The organism is Paenibacillus sp. J22FR83 (assembly GCF_059691955.1).
The window spans coordinates 120,780-135,532 of record NZ_JCAUAM010000001.1 but is presented as its reverse complement, the minus strand read 5'-3'; the positions used below and the strand labels follow the sequence as shown (position 1 = coordinate 135,532).

General features: G+C 38.2%; 16 protein-coding genes. All 16 read left to right on the top strand.

Annotation, left to right across the window (positions count from 1 at the left end; genetic code table 11):
* The first annotated feature begins 35 nt into the window (after positions 1–35).
* The 16 genes from AC58PV_RS00505 to AC58PV_RS00430 all read left to right on the top strand — a co-directional run bounded on the left by AC58PV_RS00505 (position 36) and on the right by AC58PV_RS00430 (position 14,734).
* Positions 36–836: a sporulation protein gene (locus tag AC58PV_RS00505; RefSeq protein ID WP_497430336.1), complete on the top strand. Its 801-nt coding sequence runs from the start codon at positions 36–38 to the stop codon at positions 834–836.
* Between the two features lie 133 nt (positions 837–969).
* Positions 970–1,281 (top strand): hypothetical protein, encoded by a 312-nt coding sequence (locus AC58PV_RS00500; protein ID WP_497430335.1) that lies wholly within the window; start codon positions 970–972, stop codon positions 1,279–1,281.
* A gap of 515 nt (positions 1,282–1,796) precedes the next feature.
* Positions 1,797–2,480, top strand: a complete 684-nt coding sequence (locus AC58PV_RS00495; protein WP_497430334.1) for a DUF1361 domain-containing protein — start codon at positions 1,797–1,799, stop codon at positions 2,478–2,480.
* Positions 2,481–2,532: 52 nt separating this feature from the next.
* Positions 2,533–2,868 (top strand): DUF1801 domain-containing protein, encoded by a 336-nt coding sequence (locus tag AC58PV_RS00490; RefSeq protein WP_497430333.1) that lies wholly within the window; start codon positions 2,533–2,535, stop codon positions 2,866–2,868.
* 80 nt (positions 2,869–2,948) lie between these two features.
* Positions 2,949–3,392, top strand: coding sequence for a helix-hairpin-helix domain-containing protein (locus AC58PV_RS00485; RefSeq protein ID WP_497430332.1), 444 nt, complete (start codon positions 2,949–2,951; stop codon positions 3,390–3,392).
* Between the two features lie 151 nt (positions 3,393–3,543).
* A complete protein-coding gene (locus tag AC58PV_RS00480) occupies positions 3,544–4,110 on the top strand; it encodes a dihydrofolate reductase family protein (RefSeq protein WP_497430331.1) in 567 nt (188 codons plus the stop codon).
* A gap of 192 nt (positions 4,111–4,302) precedes the next feature.
* Entirely contained in the window at positions 4,303–5,415 is a 1,113-nt protein-coding gene (locus AC58PV_RS00475; protein ID WP_497430330.1) for an alpha/beta hydrolase, read from the top strand.
* A gap of 362 nt (positions 5,416–5,777) precedes the next feature.
* Entirely contained in the window at positions 5,778–6,416 is a 639-nt protein-coding gene (locus AC58PV_RS00470) for a hypothetical protein (protein ID WP_497430329.1), read from the top strand.
* Between the two features lie 382 nt (positions 6,417–6,798).
* Positions 6,799–7,860: a YncE family protein gene (locus AC58PV_RS00465; protein ID WP_497430328.1), complete on the top strand. Its 1,062-nt coding sequence runs from the start codon at positions 6,799–6,801 to the stop codon at positions 7,858–7,860.
* A gap of 1,464 nt (positions 7,861–9,324) precedes the next feature.
* Positions 9,325–9,570 carry a CapA family protein gene (locus tag AC58PV_RS00460; RefSeq protein ID WP_497430327.1) on the top strand — a complete coding sequence of 82 codons (246 nt, stop codon included), beginning with the start codon at positions 9,325–9,327 and terminating at the stop codon, positions 9,568–9,570.
* Positions 9,534–10,340 (top strand): CapA family protein, encoded by an 807-nt coding sequence (locus AC58PV_RS00455; RefSeq protein ID WP_497430326.1) that lies wholly within the window; start codon positions 9,534–9,536, stop codon positions 10,338–10,340. Before AC58PV_RS00460 ends, AC58PV_RS00455 begins: the two co-directional genes overlap by 37 nt.
* 166 nt (positions 10,341–10,506) lie before the next feature.
* Complete coding sequence (locus AC58PV_RS00450; protein WP_497430325.1) at positions 10,507–11,427, top strand: nucleoside hydrolase; 921 nt, start codon at positions 10,507–10,509, stop codon at positions 11,425–11,427.
* Positions 11,428–11,781: 354 nt separating this feature from the next.
* Entirely contained in the window at positions 11,782–12,075 is a 294-nt protein-coding gene (locus AC58PV_RS00445) for a hypothetical protein (RefSeq protein WP_497430324.1), read from the top strand.
* Positions 12,076–12,315: 240 nt separating this feature from the next.
* Entirely contained in the window at positions 12,316–13,281 is a 966-nt protein-coding gene (locus AC58PV_RS00440) for a helix-turn-helix transcriptional regulator (RefSeq protein ID WP_497430323.1), read from the top strand.
* Between the two features lie 110 nt (positions 13,282–13,391).
* Positions 13,392–14,018, top strand: coding sequence for a type 1 glutamine amidotransferase family protein (locus tag AC58PV_RS00435; protein WP_497430322.1), 627 nt, complete (start codon positions 13,392–13,394; stop codon positions 14,016–14,018).
* 272 nt (positions 14,019–14,290) lie between these two features.
* Entirely contained in the window at positions 14,291–14,734 is a 444-nt protein-coding gene (locus AC58PV_RS00430; protein WP_497430321.1) for a GNAT family N-acetyltransferase, read from the top strand.
* The last annotated feature ends 19 nt before the right edge of the window (positions 14,735–14,753 follow it).

Sequence of the window (14,753 nt, the reverse complement as noted above, 5' to 3'; positions counted from 1 at the left end):
TCGGGGAATAAATTGAATAGGGGAGCGGAATAATTATGTCTTTTTTTAAGAAAATGATGGCTAAAGTAGGGATAGGGAATCTGGATATTGATACGCAATTCCATACAGAGAAATTCATCCCAGGCGAGTTGGTAGAGGGCGTTATTATTGCCAAAGGCGGCAGTGTAGAGCAAAAAGTAGACAAAATTTATTTTCAAATTATGACCGAGTACCGCAAGCCCTCGCCTACTCAGAGTGATCCGAATTTTACGGTGAGAGAAACCGTTGTGATAGCCAACATCCTGTTGGGGGAGAGTTTCGTTTTTGAACCAGGCGAATCCATTGAAATTCCTTTTGAGTTTGTGCTGCCGCATGAGACGCCGATTTCGATTGGTGTAAGCAAGATCTGGATTCGTACCGGCATGGATATTGACAACGCGGTTGATCCATCAGATCGCGATAATATTGACGTATTGGCACATCCGCACACCGCTGTTATTTTCGAAGCATTGGTGGAGTTGGGCTTTCATTTACATGAAGCAGACAATGAATACTATCCGCAGCGCAATTATTACTTGCCATTTATTCAAAACTTTGAGTTTGTTCCCTATCAAAATAGCGAATACCGCAGTTCCGTGGATGAGATAGAGCTTGTGTTCTACCCGAATGAGAACGGCGTTGAGGTTCTCCTGGAATTTGATCGCAAAGCGCGTGGGTTTAGCGGACTTCTAGCAGAAATGCTGGATAGGGATGAATCTCATCACCGTTACTTTTTCAGCCGCGAAGAGCTGGAGGAAGGTATTGAAGCAGTTGCAGATCAATTCCGAGGTATTTTTGACGATTTACTGGATAGGTAAGGTGTCGCAAGAGACAAGGAAATGGATATTTCAAAGTCGCGCCTTTTGCGGCTTTTTTTGCATAGAAATAGAGAATGACTTTATAATTGAAGTGTAATGACATACAGAACGAAATCAAGACAGGAGTGAAGAGTTGAATTCCAACAAAAAGCTAATGCGTGTAGCGAAGATTTGTTTATTCATGTTCACTTTTCTGCTTATCAGTGCATGTAGTCAAGCCGAGAAATATGAAACCATTGAGGTTTATGCATTGGAAACACTTCAAGATATTCAGAATGACCAAGGACTCTATGTAAAGACGGGTTACAAGATCGTGAATGCCATAACCACGGTTGAGGAAAGCAAAACCCATTTGAAATCGGATATGAAATCTGTTGAAGACTTTTATGATAGGAATGGTACGTATACAAACGGAAATAATCCATACCTATGCCAACAAATCTAAGTTGTTGCTCACTGAAGAGGGAAATACCCAGAAAGCAAAACTTCAAGAACCTTCCACAATCCTTATTTCCCCTAATCCTGCTAACAATTTTAAATTAAACCATATGTCACAGGAAGAAAAAAATCAGGTGAAAGAACATGTGTTAACTTTGATGGAAAAGCTGTAATGTCAAAGTGGTGGCCTGTAGATGAGCACATCGTGTATAATTGGTTCGAAAAGAAGATAACTATTTATTTTGGTGTAAGGCTGATTTTAATGAATAAAGGGGATATCTATGAACGAAGAGGATGTTAAACAACGGATTAAAGATTATCAGCAAGCAGAAGGAGTGCATCCTCTTACATGCGTTAACAACAGTAAACATGAGAAACTATACCCCAAGGTGCTTGAACAAGGTTTAGTACTTCTGTGCCCTAATTGCAATTACAAGCAGACATACATTCCTGATCTCTTCTATGATGAAGGTTTTTATGATTGGCTGAGGGGCATGAAGAGCTTAATGTAAGGAGGTTTTAATGAAGGATTTAAACTATAAGAGTCTATTCCTCTTTCTAATCATACTTACCGTAGTAGATGTTGTTGTTTATATGATTTGTAGAAATAAAACCTATTTTGATTTCTTGGTTTGGAATTTATTTCTGGCATGGATTCCACTTGTACTGTCTAGTTTGCTTGTTTTCATTTACAAATATAGTAAAGCGAAATTAATTGTTCTAGTTGTACTAGGGGTGCCATGGTTACTTTTCTTTCCGAATTCTCCGTACGTGATCACGGACCTCATCCATCTCACGATAAAGAAAGATTTGTATGTGAATAATGGCAACTTTACTTTTTCGTACTGGGTTGATTTTATAGTAATTAACTTATTTTCTTGGACTAGCTTGTTGCTTGGAGCGATATCTACCTATCACATGCAATACACTATCATGCGTTTATATAACAAAATTATCTCATGGTGTTTCGTAAGTATAGCATCATTGGCAGCTGGATATGGTATTTTGTTAGGGAGAGAATATCGATTGAACAGCTGGGAAGCCATAACGGATTGGGAGAAAGTAACTGGCATCATCAAAGGAAGCTTAACCAGTCAGTCGATTTTCTTTTGTTTGTTGTTCGGGTTATTTATCGGAACTGTGTATGGGACGGTTTATTTCTTAATTAACGGCGTAAGTAGAACAGTACAAGGTAGCAAGAGTTAAAGCGGAGCGATCGTACGCGAAGATCAACTTACAAATTTGGAGGGATATAAGAATGAGTCAGGATGTTACAGCTTTCATAGAAAATCTACCGAAATGGCAAGCAGATATCAGCTCGACCCTACGGAACATGGTACAAGAGACAATTACGGGAGTCGAAGAACGCATTCAGTACAAGAAACCACACTTTTTGAAAAATGGACATTATGCTGCAGTAATTTCGCCCTCCAAAGATGCGATTGCGTTTATGATTATGAATGCAAACGGTATTGACTTTCCGAAAGAATTCGATGGGCCAGCTGAGCGAAAGTGGATTAAATTAAAGGAGGGGCATTCTCCGGATCTCCATGTTCTTTCCGAGCTTTTGAAGCAAGCCTCTGCCACATTATAAATGGATATGAGTAAAATCGCGGCAGCCAGCACATGTAAGGTTGTCGTTTTTCAATTTAAATGGGGACGTTGGAGGATAATATGAAAGTAAATAAATCCCCGAAGTTAGCATTAGACGATCATGAACGAAAAGAACTCAGAAAAAATAAAATACGTTTAAGTGAGATTCACCTTAAATCTGTGAATGATCTATGTGTAACCTTACAAGTACCTGAAGTGCGAGCCAAAGAATTAAAGGCATTGTCCGAATTTCAAAGTGTGCCTTCAATTGGACCTGCATTTGCTAAAGATCTAATATTATTAGGCTACTATGGATTGGATGAGTTAAAAGCCAAAGATGGGGCAAGCTTATTTGATAAATTGGAAGAATTAACTATGGAGAGAATAGATCCGTGTGTGGAGGATCAATGTAGATTCATCGTGTTTTATGCGAATCATCAGGATTGTGACAAGCAGTGGTGGGATTTTACAGAGGAACGGAAAAAATATAGACAAACTCACGGATATCCGAATAGGCCATTATAAAAGCGAAACTATTGATGAAACAAATATAGATTTCCCTCTTGAACCTTACGTTACGTAATGATTTATAGTGTACATATCAGCAAGATTAAACACAAGCCAATACGGACGTAAAAAACGAACAAGATAAATTCGAAACAAGAGGAGAATTGACATGAGAAAACTTGTATTGTTCATGCATGTGTCGATGGATGGGTATGCATCAGATTCGAACGGAGGTCTAGGTTGGATTCCCTACAACGAGGAATTCGAGAAATACGCCGAAGAGGTCGTAGCCGAAGTCGGCTCTCCTGTTTATGGACGTACGACGTATCAAATGATGGAGGGCTATTGGCCCACGGTGCTCGATGACCCGAATGCGTCGGAGCATGGAATCGCGCATGCGAAATGGGTACAGGATGTTAAGAAGATTGTCATTTCTAGCACGATGGACAAAGCGGAATGGAACAATACGATGCTGATCAAGGATCAAATCGCAGAGCAAATCAAGGCGCTCAAAGAGCAGCCTGGCAAAGATCTCGTTATCTTCGGCAGCCCCGGAGCCGCGAAGACGCTGCTTGAGCTGGGCCTGATCGACGAATTCCTATTGACGATTTGTCCAGTCTTCCTGGGCAGCGGGAAATCGGCTTTCGACGGCGTCGAGAAGCTCAAGCTCAAGCTGTTGTCCAGCCGAACGTTTGAGTCGGGCATTATTGCGACGCGCTATGCCTTGGAGAAATAGTCGTGTTTTATAACATCCAATATATAAACTTAGATCCGCGGCCTTTTGCTGTGGGTCTTTTTGTGTTAAAAGAAATAGTGCACTCAGGTCAAAAAAATGAAGGAATAGGTAAAATTAGTTCGTTGAATTTCCAAAATATAGGATATAGAATTTAGGTTATAACATTTACTTTATAAGGGTGGAGGTTTGAGTTTGAAAATTAACAAAAGAGCATATTATATGATTAATATTATTTCTGGTTTGTTGGCTGTTCTAGGGATAACGGTTTTTATTATCTCATACAAGGTTACTTCTTGGGCTAAGAATATAGCGCAAATAGAGCTAGGGTATTTAGAGATATTCAAGATACATACACTTACAATAAATATCTTCGCAGTATGTTCCATTATTCTTTTTATACTTACAACTCTTTTGTTAGTGAAAACATTTCGAAGAAATTCAACAAAAGTAATAACAGTACTATCCTCATTTTTATCTATAGTAATTGGCACCTACGCAATTCTTTTTTTCTTTTTATATCAAAATCTAGACGAACTCATTAAAAACAATCATCTTATTTACCAGCCTAAACAGATTGATCAATCTACTGCCGAAAAGATCAAGTTACTTTACAGTGATGTTGAAGAAATTAAAATCAGCACACCTGACAATATAAACTTGTACGGATGGCTAATAAAGAATTCGAGTGTTAAAGAAGCACCGTTACTTATATATTTTGGCGGTTCTAGTGAAGAAGTGTCTGATATGATATCGATTGCAGAGGGATTAGATGGATGGTCTGTAGCACTTATTAATTATAGATCGTATGGACTGAGTGAAGGACAACCAAGTATGAGAAGTCTATACAATGATGCCAATTCAATTTATGATTATTTTTCAAAAAGAAGTGATATTGATAATAAGAAAATTGTCTCGATGGGATACAGTCTAGGAACGGGAGTCGCTGTAAATTTATCCAGTGAACGTTCAACAGTAGGCACAATCCTAGTTTCTCCGTATGATAATTACTCCAAGATCAAGGGCAAAACAATGTCAAAGGCTTTACAGCTGCATAATATGTTTCCGCTGTCTTATTTTATTGGAGAATCTTATCCTTCCATCCAAAAGGCTTCTTCCATTAAAACACCGTTGCTATGCTTAGCTGGGGACTTAGATAGAAATATACCTCTAGCAAATTCTAAAAACCTTGTTGCTAAATGGAGAGGAGAGAAGACAATGAAGACAATTTATCGTGGTGATCACGACTTCCTATTTAGAAGCGGAGAAGCATGGAATGAAATAAAGAACTTCCTTAAGGTAATATAATGTAATATACATGGCAGGAGGGAGAAGCCTTCCTTTTTTAGTCAAGGTGTTAAAAGTAAATAAAGGAGTAGACCAGGAAATAAAGTTGTGGACTGAGAAATATAGTATTGGATTGGGGTGTCATTGAGCTAACGGGCAGATTAGTGCAACCCTTTACGATAAATACGGTATAATTTTGTCAAGTGTGTTTGCAGTGAAAATAGAAAAAATTGATAGTGGTCATTTATAACGATACCTAAAGAGAGTATGAAAAAAAATACCCGAATTTGATTAAACCATAACTAAATCCCACGCTTCACCTTGTAAGAATGCATACGTTATCCTTGGAAGTCAAATTTGAAATTTCCAAGGAGGGTAATTCTATGGCGACAAAAATCAAGCAAGTCCAAAAGACGGTTTCCGGAGAAATTGATGTTTTCGTCTCAGGAACCGATTTCACATCAGAAGTAGTTCTTAATACAGAATGTGGCGGTGCCATTGAAAATAATTTGAGTATAATTCCAGACGGTGCCGTTATTACGCTGCGTCGCGGAACAATAGCTCGCAAGGTGACGGTTACACAAGAAGGTTCAAGTGAATGTACTGCTAACTTTATGATTGTAGGTAAGACTTTAGCAAAAACATTTCACTTCAAACCTGACACACGCTTCATAGGGATATACAATCCTGCAAATAAAACATTAACCTTGCGTCGAAAACCAGTTACGGTCCGTAACATATTGGTGAATTCCAGTTCGAAGGCAAGGATAGGAAGCGTCGTTATTGGAAACGGACTGGCGAATTCGATGGGTATCTACTTACCTTTACCTGGGGGAGGACGACTTCTAACTTTGAAGCACAATACAACGCAGTTACGGCTTCGCTATGTTCGTATTCCGGACATTTCTAATGACGATTTCCGCCTCAACCCACTTAACATTCGTAGGCTGGGACTTAATGCTGGGAAGACGTATAAAGTCGGCTATAATCAATGTACAAGAGAGATAACTTTCTTAAAATAAACGCTGATTTTGAAGAAGTCCTTAGTCGTATCCGGTGGCGATTAAGCTCTAACGGGGAGTTTACTATGGATGTTTAGTTGGAGAATAATAAATAATTTTTTCCGAAATTGCTATTATTCCCCTTCGGTCATCGCGGAATATCCTCTTTATTCTCTGATTATGCTGTTTTTCCCGCATTTATGTTCCTAGGATACTTGCTTGCCGCTTGCTTGCCGTTGCGCTTGTTTATTTTCCGGATCTATCGTGACCTACTCAAATATACTAGAGGTGATAGATCTACTCAGAAAATGGGCTTATTGGTTAGGCGAAAACCATTATCTCGCTGCTTAACATTGAATATCATGTTGTTGGGCATACATCTGACATATGTGAGGTGCTTAACATGATACACTCTTTTGCAAGAGTAATCTCTAATACTAGGATTCAGAAACCCAGCGCAATCGTTATCAACGATAGAACAAATCGCATTTACGTATCTTCATTAACTAATCAAGTTGTTGTTATTAATGGTGTAACCAATAGAGTTTTTGCGAAAAGTCGAGTAGGAAAAACTCCTCAATCATTAGGAATAAACCTAAACACAAATCGGATTTATGTTGCGAACTTCAATAGTAACTCTCTTTCTGTCTTGTCTGGAATAAAAAACCAAATAATCTCAACCATAAAAGTGGGCGATGGTCCCTCAAGCCTGGCAGTAAATCCAACAACGAACCGCATTTATGTAGCCAATACGAGATCAAACACTATTTCTGTAATAAGCGGACAGAGCAATCAGGTGATAAAGACAATTAGAATTCCCGGGGATTTTCTTAAAACTGTAGCCGTTAATCCGAGAACCAATCGTATTTATGCACTTAGTGCTTCAGAGCCAATAGGGCTTGCTGTGATTGATGGTCGAAGCAATAAAATCATATCCACCATTCGAAATTTAGACATTCCCGAACAAATTGCAATTAATCCCCGTACTAATAAAATCTATATCACAGATTCCAGTCGATTTTTCTTCGCGATTGACGGTAGAACGAATAGAGTCGTCAAGAAATTATCATTTCAAGCCCCTTATTCCATCGCTGTTAACACTCGAACCAACCGAGTTTATGTTTGTGTTCAAGAAATTATTGGTGAAGACGAGAGTGAAATTAGAAATGGAATGTTAGCCGTAATTAGCGGCCGCAACAATAGTGTATTAAAATTAATTCCAATCTTCAAAAACCAGCAAGCTGTTGATGTGGTGGTTAATCAAAAAATAAACCATATTTTTGTCACAAGTGACCGTAATCGCGTAACTGTAATAGACGGTAGAAATAATAAGATTTTCTCAAGAATAAGTACACCTAAACCAATTCAACGAGCAGCTAATCTATCAGTTAACGAAAAAACAAATCGTGCTTATATAGGTTTTAGCAATTCAGTTTTAGTCATTCAGAGTGGAAGAAGGAAGTAAAATAAACTAAGATATTGCGTGAAATGGTTATCAGCAGAAGAAGAAGTTTTACCAATAATATTTGTGATTACGCCACCCACATTTGTTTACAAATGCGAAAAGCGCGAACAAACTTTATTTTCCAGATTTATCATCACTAACGCTCAAGTTTGTCCTTCAGTAACAAACTTGCCCTGGGTATTTTCACTTATAAAAAAAGGCTTGGCCCTGACTTTCTCCTTTTGCAATATCCAGTCCAATTACTGGATTCATACTTCAATCCCTCCTAATACTGAATTTGCCGGCAGCCCCTAGTCCTTCTTGCAGTGTTATAGCTTCGCTTGTTATTCGAGATCGTTGTCTCAACCAGCCTCAAACATGTTTCTACAAGTAGGGGGTGAACAGTTTAGCTGACGGGATTACGGTCCCACGGGCAGTGACGTTCGACCCCGGCTACCGTTACTAAACCTCTTAAATGCAAAGAGGTCAACCAGTAATAACTGGCTGACTTCATAATACGAAAGGGCAGTATAGCACAGAGTTAGTGCATAATTTGAGGAGCAATTAATAAAATTTGAACGTTCCATAGGTATAAGCCGTGCCTCCAAATGGATGGTTATGCATAAAGTGACAGGGCAAGCAACCATCCAAGAGGGGAAGCGAATAACATGGTTTGTAAAAAGTTTTGTGTTCCTGTGACCACTAATCTAACACTTCGACAACGTCTTAGAAATTTTATTGGAAGACCAGGTGTGGAGGTAGTCCACAAGACCAGAGGAAAATTTCTTGGTGTCATTAGGTCAGTGGGAAATACATTCTTGGTAATGACGCTTGGTGAAACTACAAGGCGCGTTAGACTGAGAATTTCAAATATTATTGATTATAATTTGCAGGAACTTGATGTTGCCATTGCGCAAAAAGTTATAAACCGACTCGCAATTGTATTCGCTAGCGTTGCAATCAGAACAGCTGTATTCGTTAGTGTAGGTAAAGATTTCGTTGAAATAATACGGATAGATTCGGAGGACGAACCACAATTTACCGCCTATATAAGGGAAATTATCCCGTGCAATCAAGTGAACGGGATTGAGTGTATATTTAATAAATGCGTTGTCAACAAAAAACGCTCAACCAAGTGTAATTGCAAATAAATACATTTACTTCGCTCAACTAACGGGACACGTTAGTTCAATTACAACAGCGGAAGTCAAAGACTTTATTTTCAAGTCTTGGTCAGCCGCTGTTTCTTTTTATGGGATAGTCTAAAACTTTATTTTCAACGGACACCAAGGTAACTTTAAATATCAAAACCAAGGTTGAAGTCAATAGTTTTGCCCAAGCGCAATTGGACTCTTGCTCATATTATGAAGATACACAGAAGAGAATTGATTTTACACAGATCTCTGCGATCTCAGCATTGTCCTTCTTCACAAGAATGTCTTTTCGAGAGCGCTTATACAGATAAAAAATAGAAGGTGAACGAATTTGTCTGAAATTTTGATAGCTGCTGTCGGAGACCTTATGGTAAAACGATACATCATTTCCGATGCTAAACTGGCTAATGGGACTTACTCTTTCGACCCACTTTTAGAAAAGGTAGCTCCAATTCTGAAAAAAGCGGACTTAACGATAGGAAATCTTGAAACCACTTTCGCTGGAACTAAAGGGGGAATAAGACGGAAATCACGTGGTCTTTGTTCAAATGTCCTGATGAACTGGCTCCAGCCCTAAAAAGAGCCGGTTTTGATGTTTTAATAACAGCAAACAATCATTGTATGGATTTCGGCGCCATAGGTTTACTTCGAACGTTACGGATTTTGAAACAAAATGGGATTGATCATACCGGTACATTTGAATCTGAAAACAAGGCGAAAGAATATCTTATCAAAAACATCAAAGGTGTAAAGATCGGAATCCTATCCTTTACTTCGGGACTCAACGGTATTTCAATACCAACAAATAAATCTTGGATGGTTAACTTAATCCAAACGAAAAAAATAATTGAGGATATTCATCATTTGAAAAAACACGTCGATCTTGTGATCATTTATCTGCATTTCGGAAATGAATACAGTCATACTCCAAACCTGAAACAAAAGCAATTGGTAAGACTTTTATTTAAACACGGAGCCAATATAATTATAGGGTCACACCCACATGTTCTTCAGCCTTTATGTACGAAGGGAGAGCAACAATTTGTTGCGTATTCCTTAGGTAATTTTATTTCTACAAAATTAATGAAAAACTCCCATACTCAAAGCAGTATCATTCTTAATATAAAAGTCAAAAAAAATGAAGAAGGGATAGTAATCATATCGGAGACTAATTATATTCCGACTTTAGTGCATCGAAAATTTGAAACCGGTCGTAATAAAACAGAGGTTATCTCCATACAAGAAGCCTTAAATGAAAACAATCCGAAATTAAGTGCAAAGCAGCGTGAACGATTTCAAAACATGTTAAACCAAACGAAAAAAATAATAAAAAGTAAGGTTGAATAACTACAATATGAGGCTGCCGCGAAATTGAACGGTAGCCTCATTAAGCTAAAGGGCAGGATAGTTGAAATGAAAATTCTAAAAAAACCGCACATAAAGCTGAAAAACACTCATTTATTTGTTTTCAATTCTATGATATTTTTTAGAAAACGAATAAGGTGTGGATAAGATGAAGATGCCGTTTGAAGTGCCAGAAAAGAAACAAGTTCGTGTTATCATTAATTCGGATGCTAAATGCGAAGCTGATGATCAATATGCAATCGTACATGCAATTTTATCTCCTCGTCTGCAAATAAAAGGAATCATCGGTGCTCATTTCGGTACACGCAGCACAACAGGTGCAGATGACTCCTATCAGGAAATTCTGCATGTGCTAGATTTAATGGGATTGAGAGAGAAGTATAAAGTTGTCAAAGGGGCTAACCATAAAATACCGAATATACAAACGCCAGTATCTTCTGAGGGAGCAAACTTGATCATTCAAGAAGCGATGAAGGACGATCCACTTCCGCTATTTGTAACATTCCAGGGGCCATTAACCGATTTGGCATCTGCTTATTTGCAGGAACCACGAATCGCGGAACGCCTAACAGCCGTTTGGATCGGCGGTGGGATGTATCCGGATGGAGATACGGAATTTAACTTATCTAATGACATCGAAGCGGCCAAAGTCGTATTCAACTCGCTGATACCGTTATGGCAGGTCCCGAAAAATGTTTACGATATGGTTCGTGTTGGTTTGGCAGAGTTGGCAGTTAAGGTTAGACCACATGGAGAAATAGGCCGTTACTTATATGAATATCTTATCCAGCACAATATAAAAAACGGCAATCGGCCTCAGTGGCCAAAAGGGGAAATGTGGGTACTTGGTGATTCTCCTACAGTCTCATTACTGCTTGACGATCAAGTATTCGACTATGATCTCATTGAGGCGCCAGAAATCACTTCAGAAATGGGATATAAACACAAACCAGGAAATCGCAAAATACGGGTATACCGGAGTGTTGATTCACGGTTTCTATTGGAGGACTTCTACGCAAAATTAGAATTATTCGCTAATTTTATTCAGGGTGAAGTTGTTCCTAACTAAATTCTAATACAGAACTTTAGTTCAAAAACTGGAGCAGGTCGTCACGGCAGCTGCTCTTTTTTGTCATTAAACTAACGGGACACGATAGCTCATTAAAAAAAACGACACAATTTAGGTGTCGCTTTTTTAAATTCAACCCTTACGATAAGTCTCTACAGCAGGCTGGCGCGAGCTGTATCCAGTTCATCCTTAGTGTATTGGTCAGAACGAGTTAAGTTTTGATACACTAGAGGGGTGGACAAAAAGATAGTTCGATCCTAAAGCTACACGAAAAGAAATATCAAATAATTGTAAAGAAGATACCAGACTTGAATGTATACCTTGTAACCAAGGAGGAGGAAAATAGGAGATAGTATGAATAAATATACTGATTTTTTAGAAAAGCATATGGGAGAAATTCAATATGGTTGGACTAGTGATGAGAGAAATCAAAAACTTCCGTTCCAAATTGTAAAGTATGCAGGGGGACCTTTTTCAGGGACCGTTTCATATTCAACATTAGGTCTAAGCAATGAAGAATTAACATCTTCTGTATCCGGAAAACAAATACGACAAGAACTAATATTTACTTCGTATGCAACCTTCGGCATTATATGTCACATTGCCAGTTTATTTTCCAAATACATTTCAAACATATACTGGAAATAAGGCATCAATTGTACAATCATGGATAGTACCAATAACCTCTAAAGAAGCACAATAGATTAATCGATATGGATGGGATAAGTTCGAAGACATGCTGGTAGAAAAAGATCCTGATTTAGTTGATTTTAATAGAACAAGTATTATCTAACGAGATGCATGCGATTCGCAAAGCTAATAATTTATTGTTATCCTTGATAAGATAGGAAGATGTTTAATAAATTTAAATAGATGAGGGTACATCTTATGCCAAAAAACGATAATATGCTAGCAATTCTTTGGATGCTGAATTCGGGCATAAAAATGACTGCAAAACAAATATCCGAAAAGTTAGAAATAAATATAAGGACAGTTTATCGGTATATTGATGCACTATGTGCCAGTGGAGTGCCTATAGTATCCGACACAGGTCATAATGGCGGGTATAGCTTACTGAATACTTTTATCAAAGCCCCCCTGCTATTTGATATTGAAGAAAAAAAGGCACTCCTTCATGCTGCTGTTTTTGCAAAAGAAGCTGGACATCCTTTGAGTGAGGCATTAGGCAATGCGACATCAAAATTAAAAATGTACTCGAATCAGGATCAGGAAAGTATACTTAGCCGTCATTTAGCCGGATTTGAAGTTATTACCCGCAGGGGAGACCGTTCAGTTCAGCCGGTATTGGCGGAATTGGAGCAGGCTGTAGCAAATGAATTCTCTGTAGAAATTGATTATCGCACAAGCCATGAAGAACAACCCAAGAATAGGGTGATAGACCCCTATGGAGTGGTTTACTGGAACAATAAATGGTATACTGTTGCATTTTGCCACCTAAGAAATGAAATTCGCAGCTTTCGGGCAGATCGAATTCTACAAATCAAGCGTACTCAAATCATATTTAAGCGTTCCGAAGCTTTTTCGGCTCGTGAATTTTTTATGCAAAATCTGTTACCTGATTTGGTGGGCAAGGACGGGTTACTTTCTTTAATTATCCGAGGCAGGTCAGAGGCATTGAATGACTTATGCTTGCATTGGTTTTTGGGGCATCATCTGAAAGAGCAGACATCAAATCAAGCAATATTTTTACTTGAGGAAAAATCAATTCATTTATATGTCCCTTATTTTCTCCTATCCTACGGGAAATCCATCCAAGTAATCGAACCACAGAGTTTGAAGGAAAAACTTGTTGCTGTTGCGTCGGAGTTAATGGAATATTATCAACAAAAATAGCTTCACTGACAGCAGATGTCAGTGAAGCTATTTTATAATGATGATAATCATTGATTACCGACGGATGGTTAGTATCACTTGATGAATTGTAAAATAAGGAGAACATGCAAATGAATAATACGGTTTATCTTTATGTGTTTGACACAATGGCAGACTGGGAAATAGGTTACTTAACTGCAGAACTGAACTCGGGAAGATATTATAAAAAGGGGCTGACCCCATCAAAAATAGTTACCGTAGGAATTGAAAAGACTCCAGTAACTACAATGGGCGGATTGAAAATACTGCCTGACATCAAACTGGATGAGTGCAGCATTGAAAGCACAGATACCTTGATTTTACCCGGTGGAAATACATGGACAGAAACAATTCACCAACCCATCTTAAAAATAGCCCAGAGGTGTTTAAAGGAAGATATATTGGTTGCAGCGATTTGTGGTGCTACAATGGGACTTGCCCAGTCAGGATTGCTGAATTCACGTTGGCACACAAGCAATGATCTGGAATACCTTAAAATGATCAGTCCCACTTACACGGGCGAAAAGTATTACAAAATGGAGGCAGCTGTAACTGATGGAAAACTGATCACTGCATCTGGAACAACTCCGTTGGAATTTTCTGTACACGTCTTGAAAGCTCTAGATGTGTTTTCTTCAAAAACTTTAGATGCCTGGTATAGTCTTAATAAGACACATGAATCCAAATATTATTATGAGTTGATGAATTCAATCCAATGAAGGAATTTTTATTTACTACTGCGCTGTCCGCTCTAGCTCATCCGAAATCGTTAATAGTTTAATAGAGAGGAACAGCTGTTGAATGGAAACAACTAAAAATGATAAGATAGTAACTTAAAATGAATCTGTTTGACAGCAAAGCGATTAATATAATTCCGAAAAGAGTGGTAAGCTTGAAGTCATATATCAATTGGAGATATACGATCACCATCTACAAAAAATGTGTGAAAGGAGCGTGATAAATAAATTAAAAAGAAAAAGGAGCAGAACCAATGATACAAAACAGAGAAGCAACTGTTAATGATTATGAGATGATTATAAATCTTTGGGAAAGATCGGTAATAGCCACTCATCATTTTTTGAGCTTTAAGGATAAAGAGGAAATAAAAAAAGAATTACCTATGTATTTTCCTCATCTTGATGTACGTCTCTGGTATATCGAAGACTCTATCATTGGTTTTACCGCCATCAATGAAAATCACTTGGAAGCATTGTTTCTCGATCCCGATAAAATTGGCATAGGGTATGGGAAACAAATTATGCAAACATGCATCAATGGTTTTGGGATCACGTCCGTTGATGTGAATAAACAAAATGAGAAGGCGACAAGGTTTTACTTAAAAAGCGGTTTTGGAATAACCGGTGAAGATTTGACGGATGGAGCAGGCCGCCCTTATCCCATTTTACATTTGAAATACAATGAACAGCAGAAGTAATTCTTCTGTCCAGGCTGTC

Coding starts and splice junctions, on each gene's coding strand:
- AC58PV_RS00505 (WP_497430336.1), top strand. CDS start 36: ATGTCTTTTTTTAAGAAAATGATGGCTAAAGTAGGGATAGGGAATCTG.
- AC58PV_RS00495 (WP_497430334.1), top strand. CDS start 1,797: ATGAAGGATTTAAACTATAAGAGTCTATTCCTCTTTCTAATCATACTT.
- AC58PV_RS00490 (WP_497430333.1), top strand. CDS start 2,533: ATGAGTCAGGATGTTACAGCTTTCATAGAAAATCTACCGAAATGGCAA.
- AC58PV_RS00485 (WP_497430332.1), top strand. CDS start 2,949: ATGAAAGTAAATAAATCCCCGAAGTTAGCATTAGACGATCATGAACGA.
- AC58PV_RS00480 (WP_497430331.1), top strand. CDS start 3,544: ATGAGAAAACTTGTATTGTTCATGCATGTGTCGATGGATGGGTATGCA.
- AC58PV_RS00470 (WP_497430329.1), top strand. CDS start 5,778: ATGGCGACAAAAATCAAGCAAGTCCAAAAGACGGTTTCCGGAGAAATT.
- AC58PV_RS00465 (WP_497430328.1), top strand. CDS start 6,799: ATGATACACTCTTTTGCAAGAGTAATCTCTAATACTAGGATTCAGAAA.
- AC58PV_RS00450 (WP_497430325.1), top strand. CDS start 10,507: ATGAAGATGCCGTTTGAAGTGCCAGAAAAGAAACAAGTTCGTGTTATC.
- AC58PV_RS00445 (WP_497430324.1), top strand. CDS start 11,782: ATGAATAAATATACTGATTTTTTAGAAAAGCATATGGGAGAAATTCAA.
- AC58PV_RS00440 (WP_497430323.1), top strand. CDS start 12,316: ATGCCAAAAAACGATAATATGCTAGCAATTCTTTGGATGCTGAATTCG.
- AC58PV_RS00435 (WP_497430322.1), top strand. CDS start 13,392: ATGAATAATACGGTTTATCTTTATGTGTTTGACACAATGGCAGACTGG.
- AC58PV_RS00430 (WP_497430321.1), top strand. CDS start 14,291: ATGATACAAAACAGAGAAGCAACTGTTAATGATTATGAGATGATTATA.